This window comes from Exiguobacterium sp. s78, assembly GCF_018618985.1.
GTDB lineage: Bacteria > Bacillota > Bacilli > Exiguobacteriales > Exiguobacteriaceae > Exiguobacterium_A > Exiguobacterium_A abrahamii.
In genome coordinates this window covers 26,792-47,030 of sequence record NZ_JACSNB010000002.1, presented here as the reverse complement: position 1 = coordinate 47,030, position 20,239 = coordinate 26,792, and the positions used below count along the sequence as shown (strand labels likewise).

The window sequence follows — 20,239 nt, the reverse complement described above, 5'->3', positions numbered from 1 at the left end:
TCTGCTGGACGGATTTTTTGTTACTTAGGTAGTGGTTCGAACAAACTAGCTTCGATTTGACGAACGACATGCCCAAGGACTGCAAGCGATGGATCAACCTCAAATCCTTGATCCAGAGAATGATTTGCTCCTTCAATAACATCAATCGTCAGTTGTGAGGTGCGACACGTTTCAAGTGCCGCTTCATCATAAAACTTATCGGCTGTTCCGATGACAAGGAGTCCAGCTTGCGACGAGGTGGCGATTTGTTCGACTACTTCGGCTTCAAGAACGGGTGTTAAGAAGACGAAACGTGCTGTCTGTAGATTCGGCTTAGCGAGCAATGCCGCTAGCGGAATTGTTCCTAACGACTTTGCGATGAACTGAACGTTTTCATATGTATGTGTCGCAAGCACTTCTGAGACGACGGCGTCGACCCGTTGCGTCATGCAGACATTCGATTCTGCGTCTGTCATCGAAAAGAGCTCTTCTGTCACATAATGAATACAGATGACATCGATGTCTCGAGCTAGTAGTGCCATCCGGCTGTAGTAGAAGTAAGGATGGTCGTAAAGGTACGATGCTCCCGAAATCAAGAAGCAAACCTGTTTGGATCCCATTTGAAAATGATCATATGAAACGGTTGTCTGATCGACGACGATGGATGATTGTTCGATATGCATGAAATCCCTCCACACTTTTTCTAGACTTTACCATTTCAAAGGTAGACTGTCATGTCTTTTTCGGTTCTCCCTTATAAACTAAAAAAGGCGATGTACCAAATTGGGTCATCGCCAATCCTATATCTTTATCCAATCGGAGCAAACACGGACTGTTCGACTTGTTTTAATTCATAGAACGGTCCTTGTCGCGCCATCAATTCGGTATATGTTCCGACTTCGATGACGTGACCTTGATCCATGACGATGATTTGATCCATCGCTTCAAGACCCGCTAATCGGTGGCTGACGAGGACAAGTGTCGCGTTCTCCGCTCGCGTGAACAATCGATCGAGAATCATCTGTTCTGTCAAAGCATCAACGGAAGACGTCGGTTCGTCAAGCAAGTAGAGCGACGCTTCCCGTAAGAGCACACGAGCAATCGCTAAGCGTTGTTTTTCTCCTCCAGACAAGTTCTCTCCTTTTTCAAATACACGATCGTTTAATTCGAACGTCGTTAACCCAACATCATCGAGTGCTTGACGCATCGCCTCGTCCGTTGCTGCTTCGTTCGCAAGCAATAGATTATCGCGAAGCGTTCCATAAAAGTAATGATTCTGTTGCAGGACGACATTTGCGTGTTGCCACAGTCCTTCCGGATCAACCGTCTGACTCTCTTGACCAGCAATCGTTAATCCGTCTGTCGGATACATCCGTAACATCAATTGAAGTAACGTGGATTTCCCGGAACCACTCGCCCCGACGATTGCCGTCTTCTTGCCGGCAGGAATTGAGACGGTGATGTCACGTAAGACCGGACGCGGTGCATCAGGGAAAGTGAACGTCAACGCGTTCGTTTCAAAGGATGGTGCCTGATCGAGAACAAACGTGTCATAAGTTGGCTCTTCTTGCTCGGTCACGACTTCATCAAGTCGTTTCGCAGCATGCCGGCTATCTTCGAAAAAGCCCGGTAAAATCGCCATCGGTGCGGCGTTTTCAAAAACGGTCAGCGATGTCATGACGAGTAAAGCGAGGAAGACCCCTTCGAGCTGTCCGCTCGCGACAAGATAGGCACCGACACCAAGAACGAGCCAAGAGATGATCAGCGTCACCATCGTATTCAAGGCCAAGTTCGAAACAGCATGTAAACCATTACGTTTTTCTTCTTCGACATACCGTTTTGCGACGGCATTCAAGTCCTGTTCTTTTTGATCAAGTTGCTGATAAATCTTTAAATCCCGATAGCCTTGGAACAACTCTGTCACTTCTGTCGACAGATCACCACGGCGGACACGAACTGAACGTGCGAAACGTTGTTCGCGGTACGCGAACCAACCCGGAATCAAGAAACCGGTCAGAATCAGACCAAGCAATAACAGTCCGGCAATCGTCCACGAGAAGAAACTGACGAAAAAGATCGTACAGAAGAAGACAAGCAGCAACACGATCGGTGGATAAAGGACACGTAAAAACGTATTTTGCAGACTCTCGACGTCCCCGACAATCCGGGCAAGTAAATCCCCACTCCGGTATTTGCCGAAAATTCCTGGCGCGAGCGGCTCGAGTCTCCGGTAGAACGACGTCCGGATATCACTGAGGATCGTAAACGTCGCCCGGTGCGAATAATAACGTTCCGCATATCGACTGACGGCGCGCGTCAGACTCGACACTTTTTGTAGCGCAATCAAGACGGCAAGCGTCTGGATCGGTGGCAATAAGGCTGCCTTTGAAATCAGGTAACCACTTGCTGCGAATAAACCGACCGCTGTCACTCCGGCGAGGACACCGAAGAAGATCGACCAGGCGATATCGCGTTTTTGATGCACCATCAATCGAAAGACTCCTAGTAGTTCCTTCATCGTGTTTCCTCCCCTCTCTGGACGCTACGCATCCGAGCATATTCCGAATCACGTCCAAGCAGTTCATCGTGAGTGCCACAATCGACGATTCGTCCGCCATCGAGGACGACGATTTGATCTGAGCGCTCGATCGTATGCAGGCGGTGTGCGACAGTGATGACTGTCGCTGCTTGTCCAAGCTGTTCGATCGCTTGTTGAAGCAGTCGCTCCGTTTTGACGTCGAGTCCTGTCGTCGGTTCATCAAAGACGATGACGTTCGGTCGTTTCAAGAACGCTCGTGCCAACGCAACGCGCTGTTTCTCGCCACCTGATAGACCACGTCCGCCTTCTCCAATTACTGTGTCAATCCCTTCAGGTAACGTCGCAATCAACTCCTCGAGTCCTGCCGCCTGCGCCGCCTCAAAAATCTCTTCCGGCGTCGCTTGACGGAGTTCACCGATTGCGATGTTTTCTGCCAGCGTTCCGGCATACAGATACGGATGCTGCGAGATGTAGCTCAACTGACGGAACCAGCTCGCTTCCTCCACCTGACTGCGCTCGATCCCGTCAAGCAGAATCCGTCCTTCTTTTGGATCCGCGAGTCCGGCAATCAACTGTAAGACAGTCGACTTACCGGCACCACTGCGACCGATCAATGCCACCTTTTGATACGGTTCAATCGCAAGTGTCACGTCTTGTAAGGCAAAACGTCCTTCTTGATACGTAAAATCAACTTCATCCAAGACGATTCGTGGTGGACGGTTCATCGAAAGTTCTGATTGACCGAAGGCGACAGGACGATCGTCTGCTGTTAGTTCGGCTGCGATCTGTTTCGCTGCCGCGACACTACCTCGTCCCGTATGGAAGGCAGCTCCCATCTCTTTTAAGGCAAGATAGTATTCTGGTGCCAATACGAGCATCAGGAATGCCGGAATGAAGGTGATGCTTTGGAACAAAATCAAGCGCAGACTGACTTCAAGTGCAATCATTCCCATGCTGAGCATCGAGATGAACTCAAGCATCAGCGACGATAAGAAGGCGAGCTTCAAGACCGTTAACGTCGCATCACGGAAATCAAGACTGCTTTTTTCGATGACGTCACGTTGTCGTTTCGCACGACCAAATAACTTCAAGGTCGTCAGTCCTTGCAACGTATCAAGGAACGTTCCCGAGAATGCCGTCATCTTCTCGAGTTGAGCATCGGCCCGCTTTTGCGTCATGATGCCGATGATGATGTAGAACAACGGAATGAACGGTGCCGTAATCATCATGACGAGACCGGTGATCCAGTCATAGCTGAATGCTGCAATCAAGACCATCAAGGGAACGATCGTCGTCTGGACTACTTTCGGCAAGTACTGACTGTAGTAGCTGTCCATCTCGTCTACAGCGTCGAGCAAGACACTGACCTTCTGTCCCGCTTGCCCTTGTAGCATCATCTCGACCGAACGACCTGTGTATTTCGCGACGAGTGCTTCCCGAAGGGCCTGCTTCATGTGTGCCGATAACGTCGTACCGAGACGACCGTTCCAATACGTCACTGCTACCCGGAGCAACAGCATCCCGAGGACAACGAGCAGTAACGGAATGACGGCTTCAAACGGTTGTTCTTTCAAGAAAATCCGATCGACCGTCAACACGATACCATACGATTGACCGACGACCGCAACCCCCATCAGGAAAGCTGCAATGATAAATTGAATGAGAATACTGCGTGGAATCTCGACGATTCCTTTTAATGGATTCATATACAAACGTCCTTTCACAAAGTGTGAACGACTTTTAGTGAATATTTTCACATATCGTACATTTAGTATACCGAATCCGGAACGGGGATGCCATGCAGATGCTGTCGAAAAGGTGTGACGGTTTTGTGAGAGCATAAAACTCGACAATTCTTTCGAATAAAACTATTATGGATATATATTATCCACGTTTAACGAAAGGAGACTTCTCATGCAAATGAAAACCGGGGTCGAGCAATCCGTCTACGCGATGTTGCTCTTGACCTTTCTTCCGGATCGCGCTGTGTTGTCCGGTGAATTCATCAGCCAGCAACTCGGTGCCTCGCCAACCTATTTTCAAAAACTCTTACGAAAACTCGTTCAGGCGGATCTGTTGCATTCCGTACCGGGTGTCAAAGGCGGCTTTCGCTTACGGCGTCCGGCAGACGAAATTCAAATCTTTGACGTTTATCAAGCGATCGAGGGCAAGCAGACGTTGTATGCGTCAAGCGGTGTCTTCGAGGATTTGATGGGAATTCAGGAACAGGAAATCGGTCTACTCTCGAATCTAATGACAGAGGCGGAAGAGGCGTGGCAATCGACGTTAAAGCGCGAATCGATTGGCTCGATCCGTCAAGCAATCGATGCCTCCTGTCCACCGGAACATTTAGAACGATTGCATGCGTTAATCACAAACCGGATGATGACACTTTAATGAACAGAAAGAGGTTTTTACTATGGTATTGAATCGTTATTTTGACTTATTCGACGCGTCACGCACGGACGCACAAGCTTTTGAGGACCTCGTTTCCTTATTCACGACAGACATCACGTTCGTTCTGAACGGACAACCAAAGCACCGCATCGACGCCTGGAAACAGTTCGTCCGTCATGTGTTCACGGCGAATCAGGATATTAAGCATATGTATGCGGGCTGGGAAGAAACAACACCAGGAACGTATGAAACACGCTGGGCAGTTTGCGGAAAACGGGCAGACGGTAGTGTCTTCACACAAGACGGAAAAGATATCGCACGTCTCGATGAAAACGGACGGATCGCTTACCTGGAGAACGTTCCAGATGATCCGACGATGTTCCGTTCATAAGAAGCTTTTAAATAACGAAAACCTGTGTTCCGCGCAAGCAGAACACAGGTTTTTTGGTATTCTTATAGGTTCTTCGCTTTGAATGTGTCTCCACCTTCGATCGTGCCGTTATCAAAGCCTTTTTGGAACCAACGTTCTCGTTGCGCCGATGTGCCGTGGGTGAAACTTTCCGGTACAACATATCCTTGTCCCTTCTCTTGTAACGTATCATCCCCGACAGCATTCGCTGCCGTCAACGCTTCTTCAAGATCGCCTTCTTCGAGCAAGTTTTCGCCTTGCGCATGATGCGCCCAGACGCCGGCATAATAATCGGCCTGTAGCTCGAATCGAACGAGGTACTTGTTGAACTTCTCCTCACTCATTTGCTCTCGAAGTGGCATGATCTCGTCCGACTTTCCAAGTAACGTCTGGACATGGTGTCCGACTTCGTGCGCAATGACATAAGCCATCGCAAAATCGCCCGGGGCCCCGTACTTCGTCTGCAGTTCATCATAAAAGCTTAAATCAATGTATAATTTCTGATCACCGGGACAATAAAAGGGACCGACGGACTTCCCTGCTTGTCCGCAAGCCGAACTGACTTGATCCGTATATAAGACGAGCTTTGGTTTTTTATATGTTTTGCCATCTTCTTTAAATTCCTTCGTCCAGACCCGTTCCGTATCCGCTAAGACGACAGAGACGAAATCCGCTGCTTCTTTTTCCTGTGCTGTTTCTTCGTACGTCGTATTTTGCTGATCCCCACCGGTTAAGTCTCCGAGTAATTCAGCTGGATTACCGCCCATCAAGGTGATGACGATCAGCAGGATGATCCCAACACCACCACCGATACCGGCGATTCCTTTCCCTCCCATTCCTCGTCGATCCTCAACGTTCGAACTCCGTTCTCTTCCCTTCCATTTCATGCGCTTTCCTCCTACTCGTTTCGTTGTAGGTCTTTACCCGAAAGCATTCGTCCGTAACGCTCCGTCTTAGGATGGACGTTCCTTCTCGTATTCATTGCTAAAATAAGTACATCCATTTCTAGGAATATCGCCCTCCTGTAGAGAAGAAGTTCAGCACGGATTTTCGTAGAAAGGAGTTGTCCGATGCACTCGTTCCGTCAACACCTCAAGAACTTCATGCATACGTACCGTAAGGACATCCTTGTCCTATCTGGTATGTTTGTATTCATCCTAATTTATAGCTTCCCGTTGTTTCGTTCCGGTATGGTGACGTTCAGCGATCTATCCTTCGGACTGTCCTCACATCGCTATTTAGAAGAAATCTACGGTGCCTGGAACAATCGCTGGAGCACGACGACGCTTCTGAATGTCGCACGATTGCTCTACATCCTACCGTTTTATGTACTCAGTCTATTGTTTGGCTCATCCGGTCCCGTCTTGATCAAGTCATTCATCATCGGACTGTTGACGATCTCTGCTTTATCGATGTTCGCTTTTACGAAACGGCTCCATTCGGTTTATGTCTCGAAGCACTTTTCTTATCTCTCACTGATTGCCTTTGCGATTGCCGCGTTGTTTTATGCCTTGAACCCATGGGTGATTACGCGGATTCAACATATCTATTTACTATGTGGTTATTCCGTCTTCCCTTACGCTTTGATGTTGTTCTTCAACATCTTCGACCCGAAGTTTCGGGAACAACTCGATCCTGGTTTTCGTTTGTCTGATCGGTTGAGCCGACGGACATGGATTGATATTACCGGACTATCGATCGTCTTCGCCTTCATGGCGGCGGGGATCCATTATTTCTTCTTCTCGCTGATCTACATGGGAATCATGGTCGGACTCATTTTCCTAAAGACGAGTTGGACCCGTCGCAAAGAACGGATTTGGTCACCGTTACTGTGGTTTTATGTTCGGGCGACTTGTGCGTTTGGTCTCGTTTTTCTACTATTCAATGGATATTGGTTCTTGATGTACGTCGGCTCGATTCTGACTGGCTCACAAGCTTCACAACACAATATCAATGTCTCTGATACATTGATGTTGTTCAGCCGACACTCGAGCTGGGCGAACGTTTTATTTTTAACGAGCTACTGGTGGCCGATGTTTGATTTGACGACGTTACCGCTGACGTTTTGGATTGCTGGCGCGATTACACTTTTACTCATCTTGCTAGGAGCCGTCGTCGCGTATCGGCAACCGATCCATCTATTCTTTAGTCTGCTTGCGATTCCGCTGATCGTCTTTGCGACCGGTACCCATGAACAAGTTGCCGATGCTTTCGTCCTGTTCGTGACGAAGACACCGTTGATCGGCGCGATGTTCCGCGATCCGAATAAGCTAGTTGGTCTCTTGATGGTCAGTTACAGCTTGTTGCTCGCCGTCGGATTGAATGCCGTCTTTATCCGTGCGTCCCGGACGATTCCACTGAAGTTGTACCGGGTCGTCTCGATCGTCGGAACACTGATCGTCGTCGCCTGCTTTTTCCTCCCTTACCGGACTGTCTATATGGAAGGTTTTTATCATCCAGTCAAAATGCCTAAGGAGTACACAGCTATCCAAAAAGAAGTCGATGGGAAATGGTTGCAATTCCCGATTGCGGACGAGATGACACAACCGAGTACCGGCATCGCGACTCCACGCTGGAATCAAAATCCACGAAAAGGTGGCGAGATCAAGGCTACGGGTGACGTGCAAGTCTACACGTCGGCACACGATACCGTCTTTCATCATGAAGGGGCGTCGCCGACGATTGGTTACATGATGACGTTCATGCAATATCTACTCGACACCGGTCGGTCGGAACAAGCCGGACAGATCGCAAAAGCATTCGGACTGAAACAATTCGCCTACCGGGATGAGTACACGGGGATGAAGGACCGACAAGACTTCAATCTAAAGGTTCTACAGGAACAACGTGATCTCGTACAAACGAAACAAGTCGGCTTGTTCACCTTATTCGACTTGATTGCACCGCTCGATACCCGAACCGTTCCACAATTGATTTTGACCCCTTATGGACTCGAACGGTCAATCAGTTATCCGACACTGGATGGCTACGATCTCGGTCGTCAATCGATTTTGTATGCGACACAAGCACATCAGGATAGCCTCTCCTGGATGAAAAAGGGGGATATCGTCGAGATGATCGAGGAAAACGACCTTGTTCTCAGCCAAGTGCCGGACGAATACTACTGGAAACCGTTCGATGCGATTGATTCAGCCAATGCTTTCCTGAACTGGGGTAAGACGTTTCTCGCCAATAATGATTGGCGCTGGTATTTACGGACGCAAGGTATGACGAACCCGTCGTTTGACCTCGATTTTGGAGACGGGATCGGTCTCTCGTTTGCTTCCGCCCGGATTGACGCGCCGGTCTACAAATTAGACGGATTAAAGGCGAAGCAGGTCGCCTCCTTTAATTCGATGCTTGAGGATGAGACGTTCTTTAAAGCCGATAACCCGGACATCGTCGACTTGTCTCCGAATCCGATGTCAAAAGATAATAACCTGCCTGTCCTTCATGCGGAAGTCGCGGAAGGCGACCCAAAATACATCTGGCAAGTCGCGAAATCCGATAAGCTACCGGCACGACCGAATAACGCCTACCGCTTTGATATTACAGCGAGCGGTCGCGGGGTCGACCGGCTCCACGTCAAGGTCCGGTTCTTTGATGAGAAGGATCGCGAGCTGAATCAGACGTATGTCGTCGCTCCGCGTGATTCCGGTGATGTCGACGCGATTCACTTGCAAGGTGAATATGTCACACCACGAAACGCAAAAACGATGCGGATTGATCTACTCAGTTTCCAGCGCCCCGAGCGGAAAACGTATTGGTGGGTCCATGATATTAAAATCTTCAGCTATGAGGATTATATGATCCCGAACACGTTTACGATGACGAAAGACCTGCCAGCCGGTCGTTACGCTGGGTTTGCCCGTGTGCTGCTGAACCAAAAAGGTGGACAACTCGATTTAACCTTCAATAAACGAGGCGTCACGATTCAAACTCGACAACGATCCGGTGCTAAACTCGCTTGGGTTCCGATCGGTTCGTTCACGACGCCGAGCGGTCCTGCGACGCTCAGCGTGACGAACACGGAAGGCTTTAATGCCATCCAAAACATCGTTCTGATTCCGGAAGAAAGGCTGACTGCTTTACGAAAACGCGTCGATGATACACTCGCCTTCACGAAGACCTTGATGGTACTCGAGGCAGAGACCGGATTCGATTACACCGGTCACTTGCAGTCGGAACGAAACTATCCTGGACTGAGCTTTGGGAAAGGAGTCGCTGCGCAACGGGGACGTTTACAGCGTTCGATCGATATTCGCGAAGCGACCGACTATCAGCTTCAACTAATGTTGACTCCACCGCCAGGAAACGATGGTCAAATCACTGTCAAAATCCGAGACGGAAAGCAGGTCGTCTTCGAACGCGCTTTGTCTCGTGCTGATATTCTAAATGGTCAAAAACATCAACAGCAGATCGGGAATCAGACGGTGACGTACGATCCGCTACATTTAGCGTTTCCGTACCGGATGACAGAGTTGAGTGATGTCTACCAAACGTTATACGAGGTCAAGTTGTCCGATATCCCACTTGCGAAGGGACGCTATCAGCTAGAGCTGTCCTATGCGAGTAAGGTACCGTCACTCGTCGATTGGAAGGATCTGCACAAGTTCGACCCAAACGAGATCGTCACCGATAAAGCCCTTGCCGCTCCGGAAGCAGCAGCGAATTGTGCGACGTGCGTCTCGATCACGGATGATATGTTCGACGCGAGTGAGACCGAAGACGGCTATACGATTGATTACGAGCCGACCTGCTCCTGTGATTGGTATATTTATGCCTCGCAAAAAATGAAGGTGAAACCATATCACGAATATTTGATCCAGTTCGACGCCGTCAGCAAGAACGTCCGTCAACGACACCTTAAAGTGTATTACCTGGATAAAGATGATCGGGTCATCGGTACGGATTTCATCAATGAAGTCGAAGAAAAGAAAAAGAAGCAGTGGAACCATTATGAACAAATCGTCATTCCACCGAAGAAGACCGTCCGGATGCAACTGCATATCTGGACGCGCGGAAATGAGAAAAGGGCTGGGCAATTGCGTCTGAAGAATTTAGAAGTGCTACCGTACGATCAACTGATTCTAGTCGATCAACTCGTTCTCTCCGAGCAAAGCGGTACGCTGTTCGCAACAGAACCTGCCCGTGCGCTTGATGTCGATGCATCACAGATGGGACGGGATATAAAAAGTGATGCGCCACTCGGTCGCTTCACGGTCAATGATTCTCCGACACCGTTATTTAAGCTCCAGACAGATCAGGAAACGATGCGTGGTGACACGGCATTAAACGGCGTTAGTCAGTTGTATCGTTCGAACGAAAAGACGGCACATGTGACCGTCGTACTACGTCCGATTTATTACGCCGGACTGACCATCCTCGTCTTAGCACTCCCACTTAGTATCTTGTTAATTTATTTCATGACGAGCAATCGTGGTCTGGCTATGCGACAACGCCTATCGTCTGTGTTCAAGCAACGTCTTCCTCGTCTGAAACGAAACCAAAAATAGTGTATCGAAAAAGGACAATGGAGATCCCTCGGATCCCCATTGTCCTTTTCATTTGACCGGTACTTCCTCTTTTCGGTGGCGCTGATATAGGCTGACCATCGTCTTCAAGAAAGCGACGGAATCTTTGACGAGATTGACGTGCGATCCTTCGCGCTCGATGCAGGTCACGGGTTGTTGATAGACTCGTAAGCGTTCTTTTTTCGCTGCATACATCAGCTCTAAATCAATCGCGAGACCGCTCTCGACGTGTAGATAAGGCAACAGACGATGGACGACCCGTCGGTTGATGATCTTCAGACCGGTCTGCGAATCAGTCACTCCTCTTGGTAAGAAGAACCGTGTCAGATTTCGTTTTCCAAAGCTCATGAAACGCCGAACGGCTCCCCGGTCTTCAATCGTCAAATCTTTCGTCCCGACGACGATGTCATAGTATCCTTCTTGAGCGATCGTTAATAGCCGTGCGATATCTTCGATTCGAAACGAGTTATCCGCATCGACGAAGACGTAATAATCACTCGAGACGTTTTTCATTCCCTCGATGAACAGACCGGCCTTCCGTGTATTTTGCTCGACCTGATGTACTTCGAGATACCCGACCGTGAACAACGTATCGGTCGCTTCCATGACGATGGATCGATACTCCTGTAAGAGTGCTTTCGATCGATCCGATGAAGCATCATCAAAGAAATTGATTGAAGCGTGAATATAGTCTTCGCTGATGAAGGTCGCAAGCGACTCTAAAAAATCTTTTACATAATTAAAACGTTTCTCTTCGTTAAATATTGGCAATATAAAGGCTATAGTATCCTTTAAAATGGGATATTCAGGATGGATGATATGCTGGATTTCAGCAAACAATTCATTTGGATATGCTGGGCGATAGGAAAACAGACGAAGCATCCCGTCTCCTTGAACCCTGTGATACGGGAAATCTCCTTTTAAGCGAATCGCTTCTTTGATCAACAGAATTTTGGAGCGAGGCCGTACGGATCGAATTTGATTGGCAATTTTAATCTGCTCTTCACGCGTCTTATAGTCGACGACGTACAACAGAATCTCGTGTTCTTCAGCTTCTTGAATTTCAGTGCTGGCGATTTGTTCGAACGAGGCAGGACATCTACCAGGTTGTGTATAAAACAAAACTGGATAATAGGAAATCAATGATTCGTATGGAATATGCCGAGAGTGATCGGTGAAAACAGCAATATGCCCTTGACTCATAAGTCTCATCCTTTCCGTAAAACAGCTCTAACTGATGGGAGATGGCTCCATGACAAGCTTCATTCAGCGACATGCCGTCCTGTTGATTTTTCCGATTCTCGATGTAGCGTTAAACCTCGTAAACTATGCCTATCATTTGTTGTTAGCCCGCGAACTTTCTAGTGCTGTTTATGGATTACTAAATGCCTATTTGGCTTTCTTGGGTCTCCTACTCATCATTGGTGGCGCCTTACAATGGACCGTGACACGTGACTACAGTCAACAGAAGACAAATGATTATCAAAAGCTCCGCTTTCGTATACTGGTGGTTACAGGATTCTTCTTACTTATTTTACTTTATGCATTACCTTATTTCCTGCCGTTTACCAAAATAAACCTACTAATTGTTTATTTCATCATCGTGTTTCATATCCTTCTCTCTTTTCGCCGTGGTGTCTTACAAGCGACTGAACGCTTCTATGCCCTGAACCTTTCTTATTACATCGAATCCGTCGTCAAAGTTTTAGCCACATGGCTTTTGATTCAACAAACGGATGTCAGCTATGCATTGTTATTCATTTTGGCTGGCATGATCGCGTCCTATCTATTAAGCCTGATACAAGTCACGTTCCCGGTTAGTAGCGGGCGTATTCATGCGAACGGACTCGTCCATATGATCCATACACAGGTCGTCATGACACTATTTTTCACTCTCGATAGTCTTCTCGTCACCCGTTACTTCCCGCGATTAGCCGGAGATTATTCCGTTGCCTTACGGTTTGGTCAACTCCTGTTGTTCGTTGCGTTATCACTCGCCCAATTGTTGTTGCCACGCTTAAGCCAAAAAAGTCAGGACGAAGCCTTTCTTCTTTGGGAGCGTCGCTTTTACCGCATCTTATTAGGTGGAATGGCTCTTGCTGTTTTGGTGTACTGGACGATTGTTCCTTATCTGATTCCGCTTCTATTTGGGAGCGGCTATGACATGGCAACTCATTACATCAAATATATGGTTTTCGTTTATGTCGGCATCACATTGATTCAATACGAAGCACTCGTCCAGTTTTCCCTACATCGAACTGGTTACTTGAAAGGCTATTGGCTGATTCTGATTCTGTTCGTCCTTGTTTTGACGACATTTCACTCGACCGTCGAGATTTGGTTGCTTGCACAAGCAGGTGTCTTTTTACTTGGCGCACTGATCTTACGTTTCACTTTACCTCGACACCCCGATCCCGTGAAGGAGGCATAACATGAAACCCCATCTACTTTTTTTATCTTGGCGCGATATCAAACATCCGAAAGCCGGTGGCGCAGAAGTGTTCACACACGAGATGCTCCGACGTGTCAGTGATGAGTATGAAATCACTCATTTTTCTCCCGCATTCGAAGGCGGACACGATGTCGAGTATTTGGATGGAATCACTTATATCCGGAGAGGTACTGCGCTTTCCGTCGTTCCGCTCGCCTTTTCTTATTATCAGTCGCATGCTGCGACGATTGATTTAGTCGTCGATCAGATGAACACACATCACTTTTTCACACCCTTGTATGTTCCATTAGCGAAACGTGCCCTCTTCATTCATCAACTGACACGTGAAATCTGGCAAATCAATGTTCGTCCTCCGTTTTCATACGTCGGTGAATGGACGGAGACACCGCGTCTGCAGCTGTACCGGACCGGTCGCGCGTTGACGGTCAGTCAGTCCACGGCAGACGATCTACTTGCTGTCGGCTTCTCCAAGGACGACGTGACGATTCTACCGGAAGGTCTCTCCTTTACCCCATGGAACGAGGAAGACTGGAAGCTGAAAGAATCACATCCGACTTTTTTATACGCTGGACGGATGTCGGCCTATAAAGGAATCAATGATGCACTCCAAGCTTTCGTCATCGTTAAACGGGAGTACCCTGACGCTCGTTTCTGGGTTATCGGAAAAAAAGACGAGGCGTATATCACCGAGCATCTTCATCCAATCGTCCCGGAAGAGATGCGTGACGCCATCACCTATTTCGGATTCGTCAGTGAGGAAGAAAAGCTCGAACGGATGAGTCGCGCGACGGCGCTCCTGTTTCCTTCTAAACGAGAAGGTTGGGGTCTGACGGTCAGTGAAGCAGCGGCTGTCGGTACACCAACGATCGTCTATGACGCACCTGGACTGCGTGACGCCGTCCAGTATGGTATGACTGGTTACATGGCCAAAAGTCAGACCCCGGGTGCCCTTGCTGCCGAGATGCGGGCTTGCTTACGTGACCCCGAAGAATACGAAATGATTCAAGCAGCCGGTCATCGTTTCGCTCAGACCTTGCACTGGGATCATACAGGTCAAGCGTTTCGTAACTGGTTGCAACGCGAATTAATACCTGTCGCACTGAAGGAGGATTTTTCATGATTGGAATCGCTATGTCCACATACGAAAATGAAGCAATCATCACGGAAACGATCCGCTCACTTCAGACACAACAGGCTTCTTTCCTTTGTGTCATCGCGGATGATGGTTCGACCGATTCGACTGTCGCGACGATGCGTCGATTGACCGCAAATGATACGCGATTCGAAGTGCTTGCGCTACCGCACGGTGAACGAGGTATAGCTCGCAAGACTGCCATTGATCGCTTAAAGCAACACGATGTCGAATACCTCTATATCATTGATTCCGATATGGTACTTGAAGAACAGCTATTAAAAAGCTGCCTCTTATATCTTGAGGCACATTTAGAGGTCGGAGCACTCGTCATTCCCGAACGCGCGTACAGTGATTATGATAATTACTTCAGTCAAGTGAAGGTCTTTGAGCGTAACCTGTTCAACGTTCCGACGGATCAACTCGACACGCATACGATGGAAGCCGCTCGCTTCTGGCGACTCGAGGCGTACGTCGCTTCTGGCGAGATTGATCCGACGCAAATTAGTTTCGAAGAGACGCAGCCGACAATCCGTTATTTGGAACAAGGCGGGATCATTCGCCGTGCGACGTTCACCTACGTACACCACAACGAAAAGCAGGTCGAATTAAATGACCTGCTTCGAAAGAAACGCTATTACTTTGATGTCATGCCCGCGACGCTCGACGCGGAACAGGGTGGCTTCATGAAGGCCTTACGACGTTGGTATTTCTTCCGTCCTGTTCTCTATCATCAGGCTAACTTAAGAAAATACAGCCGTCATCCGCTGTTGACCGTTGGCGTCATCTACATGTACTTGCGTCTTAGCTTCATTGGTGTAGAGTCCCTCTTCTTCAAACGGGTTTCGTAAGACTGCCGGTCAGCGATTGATAGAGGATGTACGTTCCGAACTGTGTAGGGAATTCGAAGCGGTGAATACCGTTCTGGTCTTCTAGAATCTGTTCATGATGATCAATCGTCAGGGCACGTTGACTGATGATTGATCCATCTTCGTAAAAGAGACAATACGGACGATTTGAATTGATTAACACATCGGTAAAATGTTGTCCCAGATTCCGTTTACGTTGTTTCGTTTCCACGACCTCATCTCCGATGCGGGTCATGATACTAAGAACCCGATCGTCAATCTTCAATGGTTTCGTCATCATCCGACTGACGTTTCCTGCGTTCACAGCCGCCAGCAACGTATGGACTTGCATATAGTCCGTCAAGACGATTTGTTTCGTTAACGGTGCCCGTTGTTTAGCAGCACGTAACAGCTCGACGCCATCCATTTCCGGAAGTCGAAGTTCCGTCAGCAAGACATCAACGTCGGAATTGCTGAGTTGTTCCAAAGCCTCTTCTCCTGATCGTGCTTCCTGTACGTCTTGTCCCGCTGCCAGTAGTTTACGGCGTAAAATCCGTCGTGTCGGTTCATGTGAGTCAACTAATAGATAAAGTGCCATATGCTATCGCCTCCGTTTTAAAAAGAAAGGATGGTCGTCAATGTATATTCTTTTACTATCAGGTGGATCCGGAAAACGGCTTTGGCCGCTCTCGAACGATTTAAACTCGAAACAATTCTTAAAGATTCTAGAAGATCGCGATGGTAATAAACAATCGATGATGGAGCGGGTCTTCCAACAACTTCAGGAAGTCGGTCTGGACGACCGGACCGTCATTACGACGACGAGTTCACAAGTCGATGCGATTGAAAATCAGCTAGGCTTCCGTACTTCCATCATTCAAGAACCCTCACGTCGCGATACGTTCCCTGCCATCATGCTTGCGACAAGTTATCTCGCAGAACGGATCGATTTAGAAGAGACGGTCATTATCATGCCGGTCGATCCTTACGTTGAACTATCGTTCTTTGAACGCTTTGAGCAACTGGACCAAGCCGTTCAAGAACATCCAGATGCGCTTCATTTAATGGGGGTCGAACCGTTGCATCCGACATCAAAATATGGCTATATCATTCCGCAGACTTCCGAAAATATGTCCATCGTCGATCGCTTCCAGGAGAAACCGACTGTTGAAGTCGCGAGTGACTTAATCGAACAAGGTGCACTATGGAACTGTGGTGTCTTTGCCTGTCGCCTTGACTTCTTAATGCAGTGTCTAGAAGAACAAGATGTGCCGACGACATTCGAGGCGCTCCGTTCGAACTACGAGGCACTAGAAAAAACATCATTTGATTATGCGGTCGTTGAAAAGACCGATTCTTTATTCGTTCATCGGTATGAAGGCTACTGGAAAGATCTCGGAACATGGAATACATTAACGGAAGAGATGCCGCATCCGCTTCACGGAAACGCCCGGATGCTCCACTCGACGAACACACATATCGTGAATGAGTTACAGGTTCCCGTCCTCGGAATCGGACTCGATAACTTGATCGTATCCGTGAGTCCGGATGGTGTCCTCGTTGCTTCGAAAGATGAAACACCTGCCTTAAAGGAATATTTGACGGATGACACTTTGCCACCACAATTTGAATGGAAACGCTGGGGCTATGCGACGATCTTACATCAACAGCAACTAGAGGACGGACGCTATGCCGTGACCCGACGTTTGCATATCAAGGCGCATCAACAAATCAGTCACCATTATCATGCACATACGGATTCGACGTGGAGTATCTTACAAGGTCGCGCTGAGGCACTGATCGATGGTCAGTCACAGCAACTCGGACCAACTTCTGTCGTGCATATCCCACAAGGTATTCCGCATACGCTGACCACACTAGAGGATCTGATCATGATTGAAATTAAATATTCCATCGATTGGACGGAGCAAGATAACTATCCGCTCCCGACCTCGATTCGTTCCAAACCATGATGTTAGAAAGGGCACCTCCTATCGGTGCCCTTTCGTCTGCTCTAATCTAAAAACACTTCACTCGTCACGAATGTGACGGATCCCGCTATTTCGTAATCTCCCGCTCGACGCGGTACAAAGAATTGTTTTCCTTTCTGTAAGGGAATCACGCGATTCCCTTGCCGCGCTTCTCCTTTACCTTCGATGACAGTCAATAAACGAAAGACTGGATGATCCTGTAATGTATATCGACTGGTCACTTCATGACGGATCACCGTAAAGGAAGGTACTTGAAGCAACTTCGTCATGATGCCCCCTTCCTTGATGATCGTCTCTGGTTGGTTCGTCCACGGCTCATCTGGAATCGTCGTGACAGCGACTGCCTTCTCAACGTGCAATTCTCTCGGTTTCCCGTCATCTCCTAATCTGTCGTAATCATATAGTCGATACGTTCGATCGCTCATCTGTTGAATCTCAAGAAGAACGATACCTGGTCCTAGAGCGTGGATCGTACCACTCGGAATGTAATAGAATTCGCCAGGTTTAACTTTTTGATGCCGAAGTGACGTCTCCCAGTCCTTTTCTTGAGCGCACCGAAACAGGGCATCCCGTGATTGTAGATTGTGACCAAGAATGATTTCTGCCTCTGGTGCAGCCTCTAAGATATACCAGCACTCATTCTTGCCGTATGGTTCTCCTTCTAGCCGTCGTGCCTCCTCATCGTTCGGATGGACTTGAACGGATAAGTAGGCGGACGAGTCCAGAAATTTTACATGAAGCGGAAATGCATCTAGCAGATAATCACCGAATAGTTCTGTCCGTTTCGTTTGCCATAATTCATCTAGCGTCTTACCCTGATCAGGTCCATCTAAGAAGTACGTCCGCCCACTCGCATGAGCGGATGCTGTCCAACATTCTCCAATTTGTCCTTCTGGTAACTCAAACTGAAACAACGCTTCTAAACGTCGACCGCCCCAAATTCGTTCTTTGAAAATTGGTTGAATGGCATACATATCGACGCGGACTCCCGATAGACTAGGAGCGACGCTTCACCTCCATCTATACGTTTGGTTACCTCTTTATACCCATTTTTATGTCTATATTATCCAAATAAAACAGATTGAATCATAAAAAAAACCAACTCTTAGTGCGTCCCTAGGAGTTGGTTTTCGTATATTTGACTGGCTCTTTTACTGTTCGAGATAATCGATGATCATCTGCGGATCAACGCGTTTCGTATAATCCGATGGTACTTCTGCGAAACGAATCACACCGTCCGTATCAATGATGAACGTCGCCGGTTTCGGTAACTGCCAATCCTCATTTCCGTTGTGCTTCGCTACATCAAGTCCCGATGCTTTGTAAATTTCAATCAAATAATCTGGCAGGTCGAACACCAAATCAAATTGACGGGATACATGTAAATCAACGTCACTTAAGACAGGGAAACTTAACGCATTCTTGTTTGCTGTCTGCTCAGCAAATTCAGGTGTCTCCGGACTGATTGCAACGACAGTCGCTCCCTGAGCACGAATACGGTCGATTTCCCGTTCATACGCGCGAAGCTCGAGATTGCAGTATGGACACCAGCCACCCCGGTAGAACGTCAAGATGACAGGACCTTGCTCGAGTAATGTCTCGATCGCCACAGGCTTGCCGGATACATCGGGTAACGTAAAGTGTGGAATCGTATCACCGACACCTAAACCTTTTGCGATACCAGAAGCAGCCAGCTCAGCTGTCGCTTCCGCCATCAATCGTTGTTTCTCAGCAGGTGCCTTTTGTCGGAATTCCGATTGATACTGTTTGATTTCTTCGAGTAATCGTGTCATATGTTCTCCCCCTTTGTTGCTGTATAGAATAACAGGGAGATTACTCGTTTGTCTCTTCTGACGACTCTTCTGCCTTCTTCCGGAATCGTTTCACAAACCCCATCAGTTGTTCGGGTGTTAATTCGAGCTTATTCTCATAGACATATTTTGTTCCATATCCGAGTGCAAGGGTGGCGGTCGAAGCAACGCCCGCTGCAATGACGGCACCATACCCCGGAACGAGCTTCGCTATTTGCCGAAAGGCGGTTTTTCCGGAGTTTCCGACGATCGTCACGACAAGCAACTCCTTCGCACTCTCTTTGGATAACTGTCGTTCGTACAGATTCGATAACTTGAGCATTAAGCCGATTTGAATTGAAGTCAATGGAATGATATCAGCTCCCGGGAACGGGACGGCACCGATCGCACCAGCGGCTGTTCCGGCACCCACAATCCAGTTGTTCGCGATTTTGCCACGAACGGTCGGATCCATCTGACGAACGAACACATTATCCTTGTCGAACTTTTTTAAGATATCGAGGACCTCCCGACGGAGCCGATCAATGTTCGTTCCTTCTCGTGCTGATACGGGAATGATTTTGGGTCCTGGTAGTTTTTCTGCAATATGCTGAACGATCGTGTCGACATCATCCGTCGCATCCATCTTCGTAACGACGATCAAGACATTTTGGTTATGTTGATAGATCTTACGGAAGTTTTTCGTCTCCGTCTCAGATAAGACGGTACCTGCCGCATTTAAAAAGTAAAGGATGACATCGGCACTTTGATAGTACGTCCACGTCGCTTCCGAGTTCTGTGTATTGGCATCATTTAATCCTGGTGTATCGACGAAGATGACTTTATCCTCCGGGTGCTGCCTTACTTGATCAATCCGGACCGTTTCACCCGGGCGCGCCCCGACCGTTGCGACTTCACGACCAAGAATCGCGTTCAAGGTCGAAGATTTTCCCGCATTGACATCTCCGATCAGGGCAACCGTCACGTCCTGCTCCAGCGATTGATTGAAATCCCGTCGCTCCGATTCAAACGACTGGTCAAAGATTTCCTCCAGTTTGCGTTTCCGTTTTTGTTGATTGGTCTCCAGTCCTTCACCAAAAAAATCATCCATCGTGATCCCTCCCCCTTCTTCTGCTGTCTGTCTTTTCCCGTTATCCCTTGCTTTCAA

16 protein-coding genes are annotated in these 20,239 nt (G+C 48.1%); 7 read left to right on the top strand and 9 right to left on the bottom strand.

What is annotated here, in order from left to right:
* Positions 1 to 20: 20 nt before the first annotated feature.
* The 3 genes from KNQ18_RS11695 to cydD form a co-directional block, all read right to left on the bottom strand.
* Complete coding sequence (locus tag KNQ18_RS11695) at positions 21 to 662, bottom strand: cyclase (RefSeq protein ID WP_214771992.1); 642 nt, start codon at positions 660 to 662, stop codon at positions 21 to 23.
* Positions 663 to 787: 125 nt separating this feature from the next.
* Positions 788 to 2,497 (bottom strand): thiol reductant ABC exporter subunit CydC, encoded by a 1,710-nt coding sequence (cydC, locus tag KNQ18_RS11690; protein ID WP_215084910.1) that lies wholly within the window; start codon positions 2,495 to 2,497, stop codon positions 788 to 790.
* Positions 2,494 to 4,224, bottom strand: coding sequence for a thiol reductant ABC exporter subunit CydD (cydD, locus tag KNQ18_RS11685; protein ID WP_215084908.1), 1,731 nt, complete (start codon positions 4,222 to 4,224; stop codon positions 2,494 to 2,496). Before cydD ends, cydC begins: the two co-directional genes overlap by 4 nt.
* A 208-nt stretch (positions 4,225 to 4,432) precedes the next feature.
* Here cydD and KNQ18_RS11680 point away from each other — a divergent pair, with 208 nt between their 5' ends.
* Together KNQ18_RS11680 and KNQ18_RS11675 are read left to right on the top strand one after the other, a co-directional pair.
* Positions 4,433 to 4,915 carry an Rrf2 family transcriptional regulator gene (locus KNQ18_RS11680; RefSeq protein ID WP_215084906.1) on the top strand — a complete coding sequence of 161 codons (483 nt, stop codon included), beginning with the start codon at positions 4,433 to 4,435 and terminating at the stop codon, positions 4,913 to 4,915.
* 22 nt (positions 4,916 to 4,937) lie between these two features.
* Positions 4,938 to 5,306 carry a nuclear transport factor 2 family protein gene (locus KNQ18_RS11675; RefSeq protein ID WP_215084904.1) on the top strand — a complete coding sequence of 123 codons (369 nt, stop codon included), beginning with the start codon at positions 4,938 to 4,940 and terminating at the stop codon, positions 5,304 to 5,306.
* A 62-nt stretch (positions 5,307 to 5,368) separates the two neighbouring features.
* Here the strand turns inward: KNQ18_RS11675 and ypfJ are convergent, their stop codons facing one another.
* Positions 5,369 to 6,211 (bottom strand): KPN_02809 family neutral zinc metallopeptidase, encoded by an 843-nt coding sequence (gene ypfJ / locus KNQ18_RS11670; RefSeq protein ID WP_029343140.1) that lies wholly within the window; start codon positions 6,209 to 6,211, stop codon positions 5,369 to 5,371.
* 183 nt (positions 6,212 to 6,394) lie between these two features.
* Here ypfJ and KNQ18_RS11665 point away from each other — a divergent pair, with 183 nt between their 5' ends.
* The gene (locus tag KNQ18_RS11665) at positions 6,395 to 10,840 is read left to right on the top strand and encodes a polysaccharide biosynthesis protein (RefSeq protein WP_215084902.1); all 4,446 of its coding nucleotides are present in this window, start codon (positions 6,395 to 6,397) and stop codon (positions 10,838 to 10,840) included.
* 48 nt (positions 10,841 to 10,888) lie between these two features.
* Here the strand turns inward: KNQ18_RS11665 and KNQ18_RS11660 are convergent, their stop codons facing one another.
* Complete coding sequence (locus tag KNQ18_RS11660; protein WP_214771983.1) at positions 10,889 to 12,061, bottom strand: glycosyltransferase; 1,173 nt, start codon at positions 12,059 to 12,061, stop codon at positions 10,889 to 10,891.
* A 49-nt stretch (positions 12,062 to 12,110) separates the two neighbouring features.
* Here KNQ18_RS11660 and KNQ18_RS11655 point away from each other — a divergent pair, with 49 nt between their 5' ends.
* From KNQ18_RS11655 to KNQ18_RS11645, 3 genes are read left to right on the top strand one after another with little or no spacing between them, the layout of a single operon-like run.
* Positions 12,111 to 13,289 carry an MATE family efflux transporter gene (locus KNQ18_RS11655; RefSeq protein ID WP_215084900.1) on the top strand — a complete coding sequence of 393 codons (1,179 nt, stop codon included), beginning with the start codon at positions 12,111 to 12,113 and terminating at the stop codon, positions 13,287 to 13,289.
* Between the two features lies 1 nt (position 13,290).
* Complete coding sequence (locus KNQ18_RS11650) at positions 13,291 to 14,430, top strand: glycosyltransferase family 4 protein (protein ID WP_215084898.1); 1,140 nt, start codon at positions 13,291 to 13,293, stop codon at positions 14,428 to 14,430.
* Entirely contained in the window at positions 14,427 to 15,293 is an 867-nt protein-coding gene (locus KNQ18_RS11645) for a glycosyltransferase family 2 protein (RefSeq protein ID WP_214771977.1), read from the top strand. The genes KNQ18_RS11650 and KNQ18_RS11645 overlap by 4 nt, the downstream gene beginning before the upstream one ends.
* Here KNQ18_RS11645 and KNQ18_RS11640 read toward each other — a convergent pair.
* Positions 15,277 to 15,888 carry a response regulator gene (locus tag KNQ18_RS11640; RefSeq protein ID WP_214805819.1) on the bottom strand — a complete coding sequence of 204 codons (612 nt, stop codon included), beginning with the start codon at positions 15,886 to 15,888 and terminating at the stop codon, positions 15,277 to 15,279. The genes KNQ18_RS11645 and KNQ18_RS11640 overlap by 17 nt on opposite strands.
* Before the next feature lie 40 nt (positions 15,889 to 15,928).
* On the opposite strand from KNQ18_RS11640, the gene KNQ18_RS11635 reads away from it, so the two are divergent.
* Positions 15,929 to 17,263, top strand: a complete 1,335-nt coding sequence (locus tag KNQ18_RS11635; protein ID WP_214805817.1) for a sugar phosphate nucleotidyltransferase — start codon at positions 15,929 to 15,931, stop codon at positions 17,261 to 17,263.
* A gap of 41 nt (positions 17,264 to 17,304) precedes the next feature.
* Here KNQ18_RS11635 and manA read toward each other — a convergent pair whose 3' ends face one another.
* The 3 genes from manA to KNQ18_RS11620 form a co-directional block, all read right to left on the bottom strand.
* Entirely contained in the window at positions 17,305 to 18,255 is a 951-nt protein-coding gene (manA, locus tag KNQ18_RS11630; protein WP_214805815.1) for a mannose-6-phosphate isomerase, class I, read from the bottom strand.
* A 177-nt stretch (positions 18,256 to 18,432) separates the two neighbouring features.
* Entirely contained in the window at positions 18,433 to 19,074 is a 642-nt protein-coding gene (locus KNQ18_RS11625) for a peroxiredoxin-like family protein (RefSeq protein ID WP_064300457.1), read from the bottom strand.
* 40 nt (positions 19,075 to 19,114) lie between these two features.
* Positions 19,115 to 20,182, bottom strand: a complete 1,068-nt coding sequence (locus KNQ18_RS11620) for a YcjF family protein (protein ID WP_029343131.1) — start codon at positions 20,180 to 20,182, stop codon at positions 19,115 to 19,117.
* Positions 20,183 to 20,239: the final 57 nt, after the last annotated feature.

Bases quoted from the DNA above. Each gene is read 5' to 3' on its own strand.
- KNQ18_RS11695 (WP_214771992.1), bottom strand. From the start codon at position 662: ATGCATATCGAACAATCATCCATCGTCGTCGATCAGACAACCGTTTCA.
- cydC (WP_215084910.1), bottom strand. From the start codon at position 2,497: ATGAAGGAACTACTAGGAGTCTTTCGATTGATGGTGCATCAAAAACGC.
- cydD (WP_215084908.1), bottom strand. From the start codon at position 4,224: ATGAATCCATTAAAAGGAATCGTCGAGATTCCACGCAGTATTCTCATT.
- KNQ18_RS11680 (WP_215084906.1), top strand. From the start codon at position 4,433: ATGCAAATGAAAACCGGGGTCGAGCAATCCGTCTACGCGATGTTGCTC.
- KNQ18_RS11675 (WP_215084904.1), top strand. From the start codon at position 4,938: ATGGTATTGAATCGTTATTTTGACTTATTCGACGCGTCACGCACGGAC.
- ypfJ (WP_029343140.1), bottom strand. From the start codon at position 6,211: ATGAAATGGAAGGGAAGAGAACGGAGTTCGAACGTTGAGGATCGACGA.
- KNQ18_RS11665 (WP_215084902.1), top strand. From the start codon at position 6,395: ATGCACTCGTTCCGTCAACACCTCAAGAACTTCATGCATACGTACCGT.
- KNQ18_RS11660 (WP_214771983.1), bottom strand. From the start codon at position 12,061: ATGAGTCAAGGGCATATTGCTGTTTTCACCGATCACTCTCGGCATATT.
- KNQ18_RS11655 (WP_215084900.1), top strand. From the start codon at position 12,111: ATGACAAGCTTCATTCAGCGACATGCCGTCCTGTTGATTTTTCCGATT.
- KNQ18_RS11650 (WP_215084898.1), top strand. From the start codon at position 13,291: ATGAAACCCCATCTACTTTTTTTATCTTGGCGCGATATCAAACATCCG.
- KNQ18_RS11645 (WP_214771977.1), top strand. From the start codon at position 14,427: ATGATTGGAATCGCTATGTCCACATACGAAAATGAAGCAATCATCACG.
- KNQ18_RS11640 (WP_214805819.1), bottom strand. From the start codon at position 15,888: ATGGCACTTTATCTATTAGTTGACTCACATGAACCGACACGACGGATT.
- KNQ18_RS11635 (WP_214805817.1), top strand. From the start codon at position 15,929: ATGTATATTCTTTTACTATCAGGTGGATCCGGAAAACGGCTTTGGCCG.
- manA (WP_214805815.1), bottom strand. From the start codon at position 18,255: ATGTATGCCATTCAACCAATTTTCAAAGAACGAATTTGGGGCGGTCGA.
- KNQ18_RS11625 (WP_064300457.1), bottom strand. From the start codon at position 19,074: ATGACACGATTACTCGAAGAAATCAAACAGTATCAATCGGAATTCCGA.
- KNQ18_RS11620 (WP_029343131.1), bottom strand. From the start codon at position 20,182: ATGGATGATTTTTTTGGTGAAGGACTGGAGACCAATCAACAAAAACGG.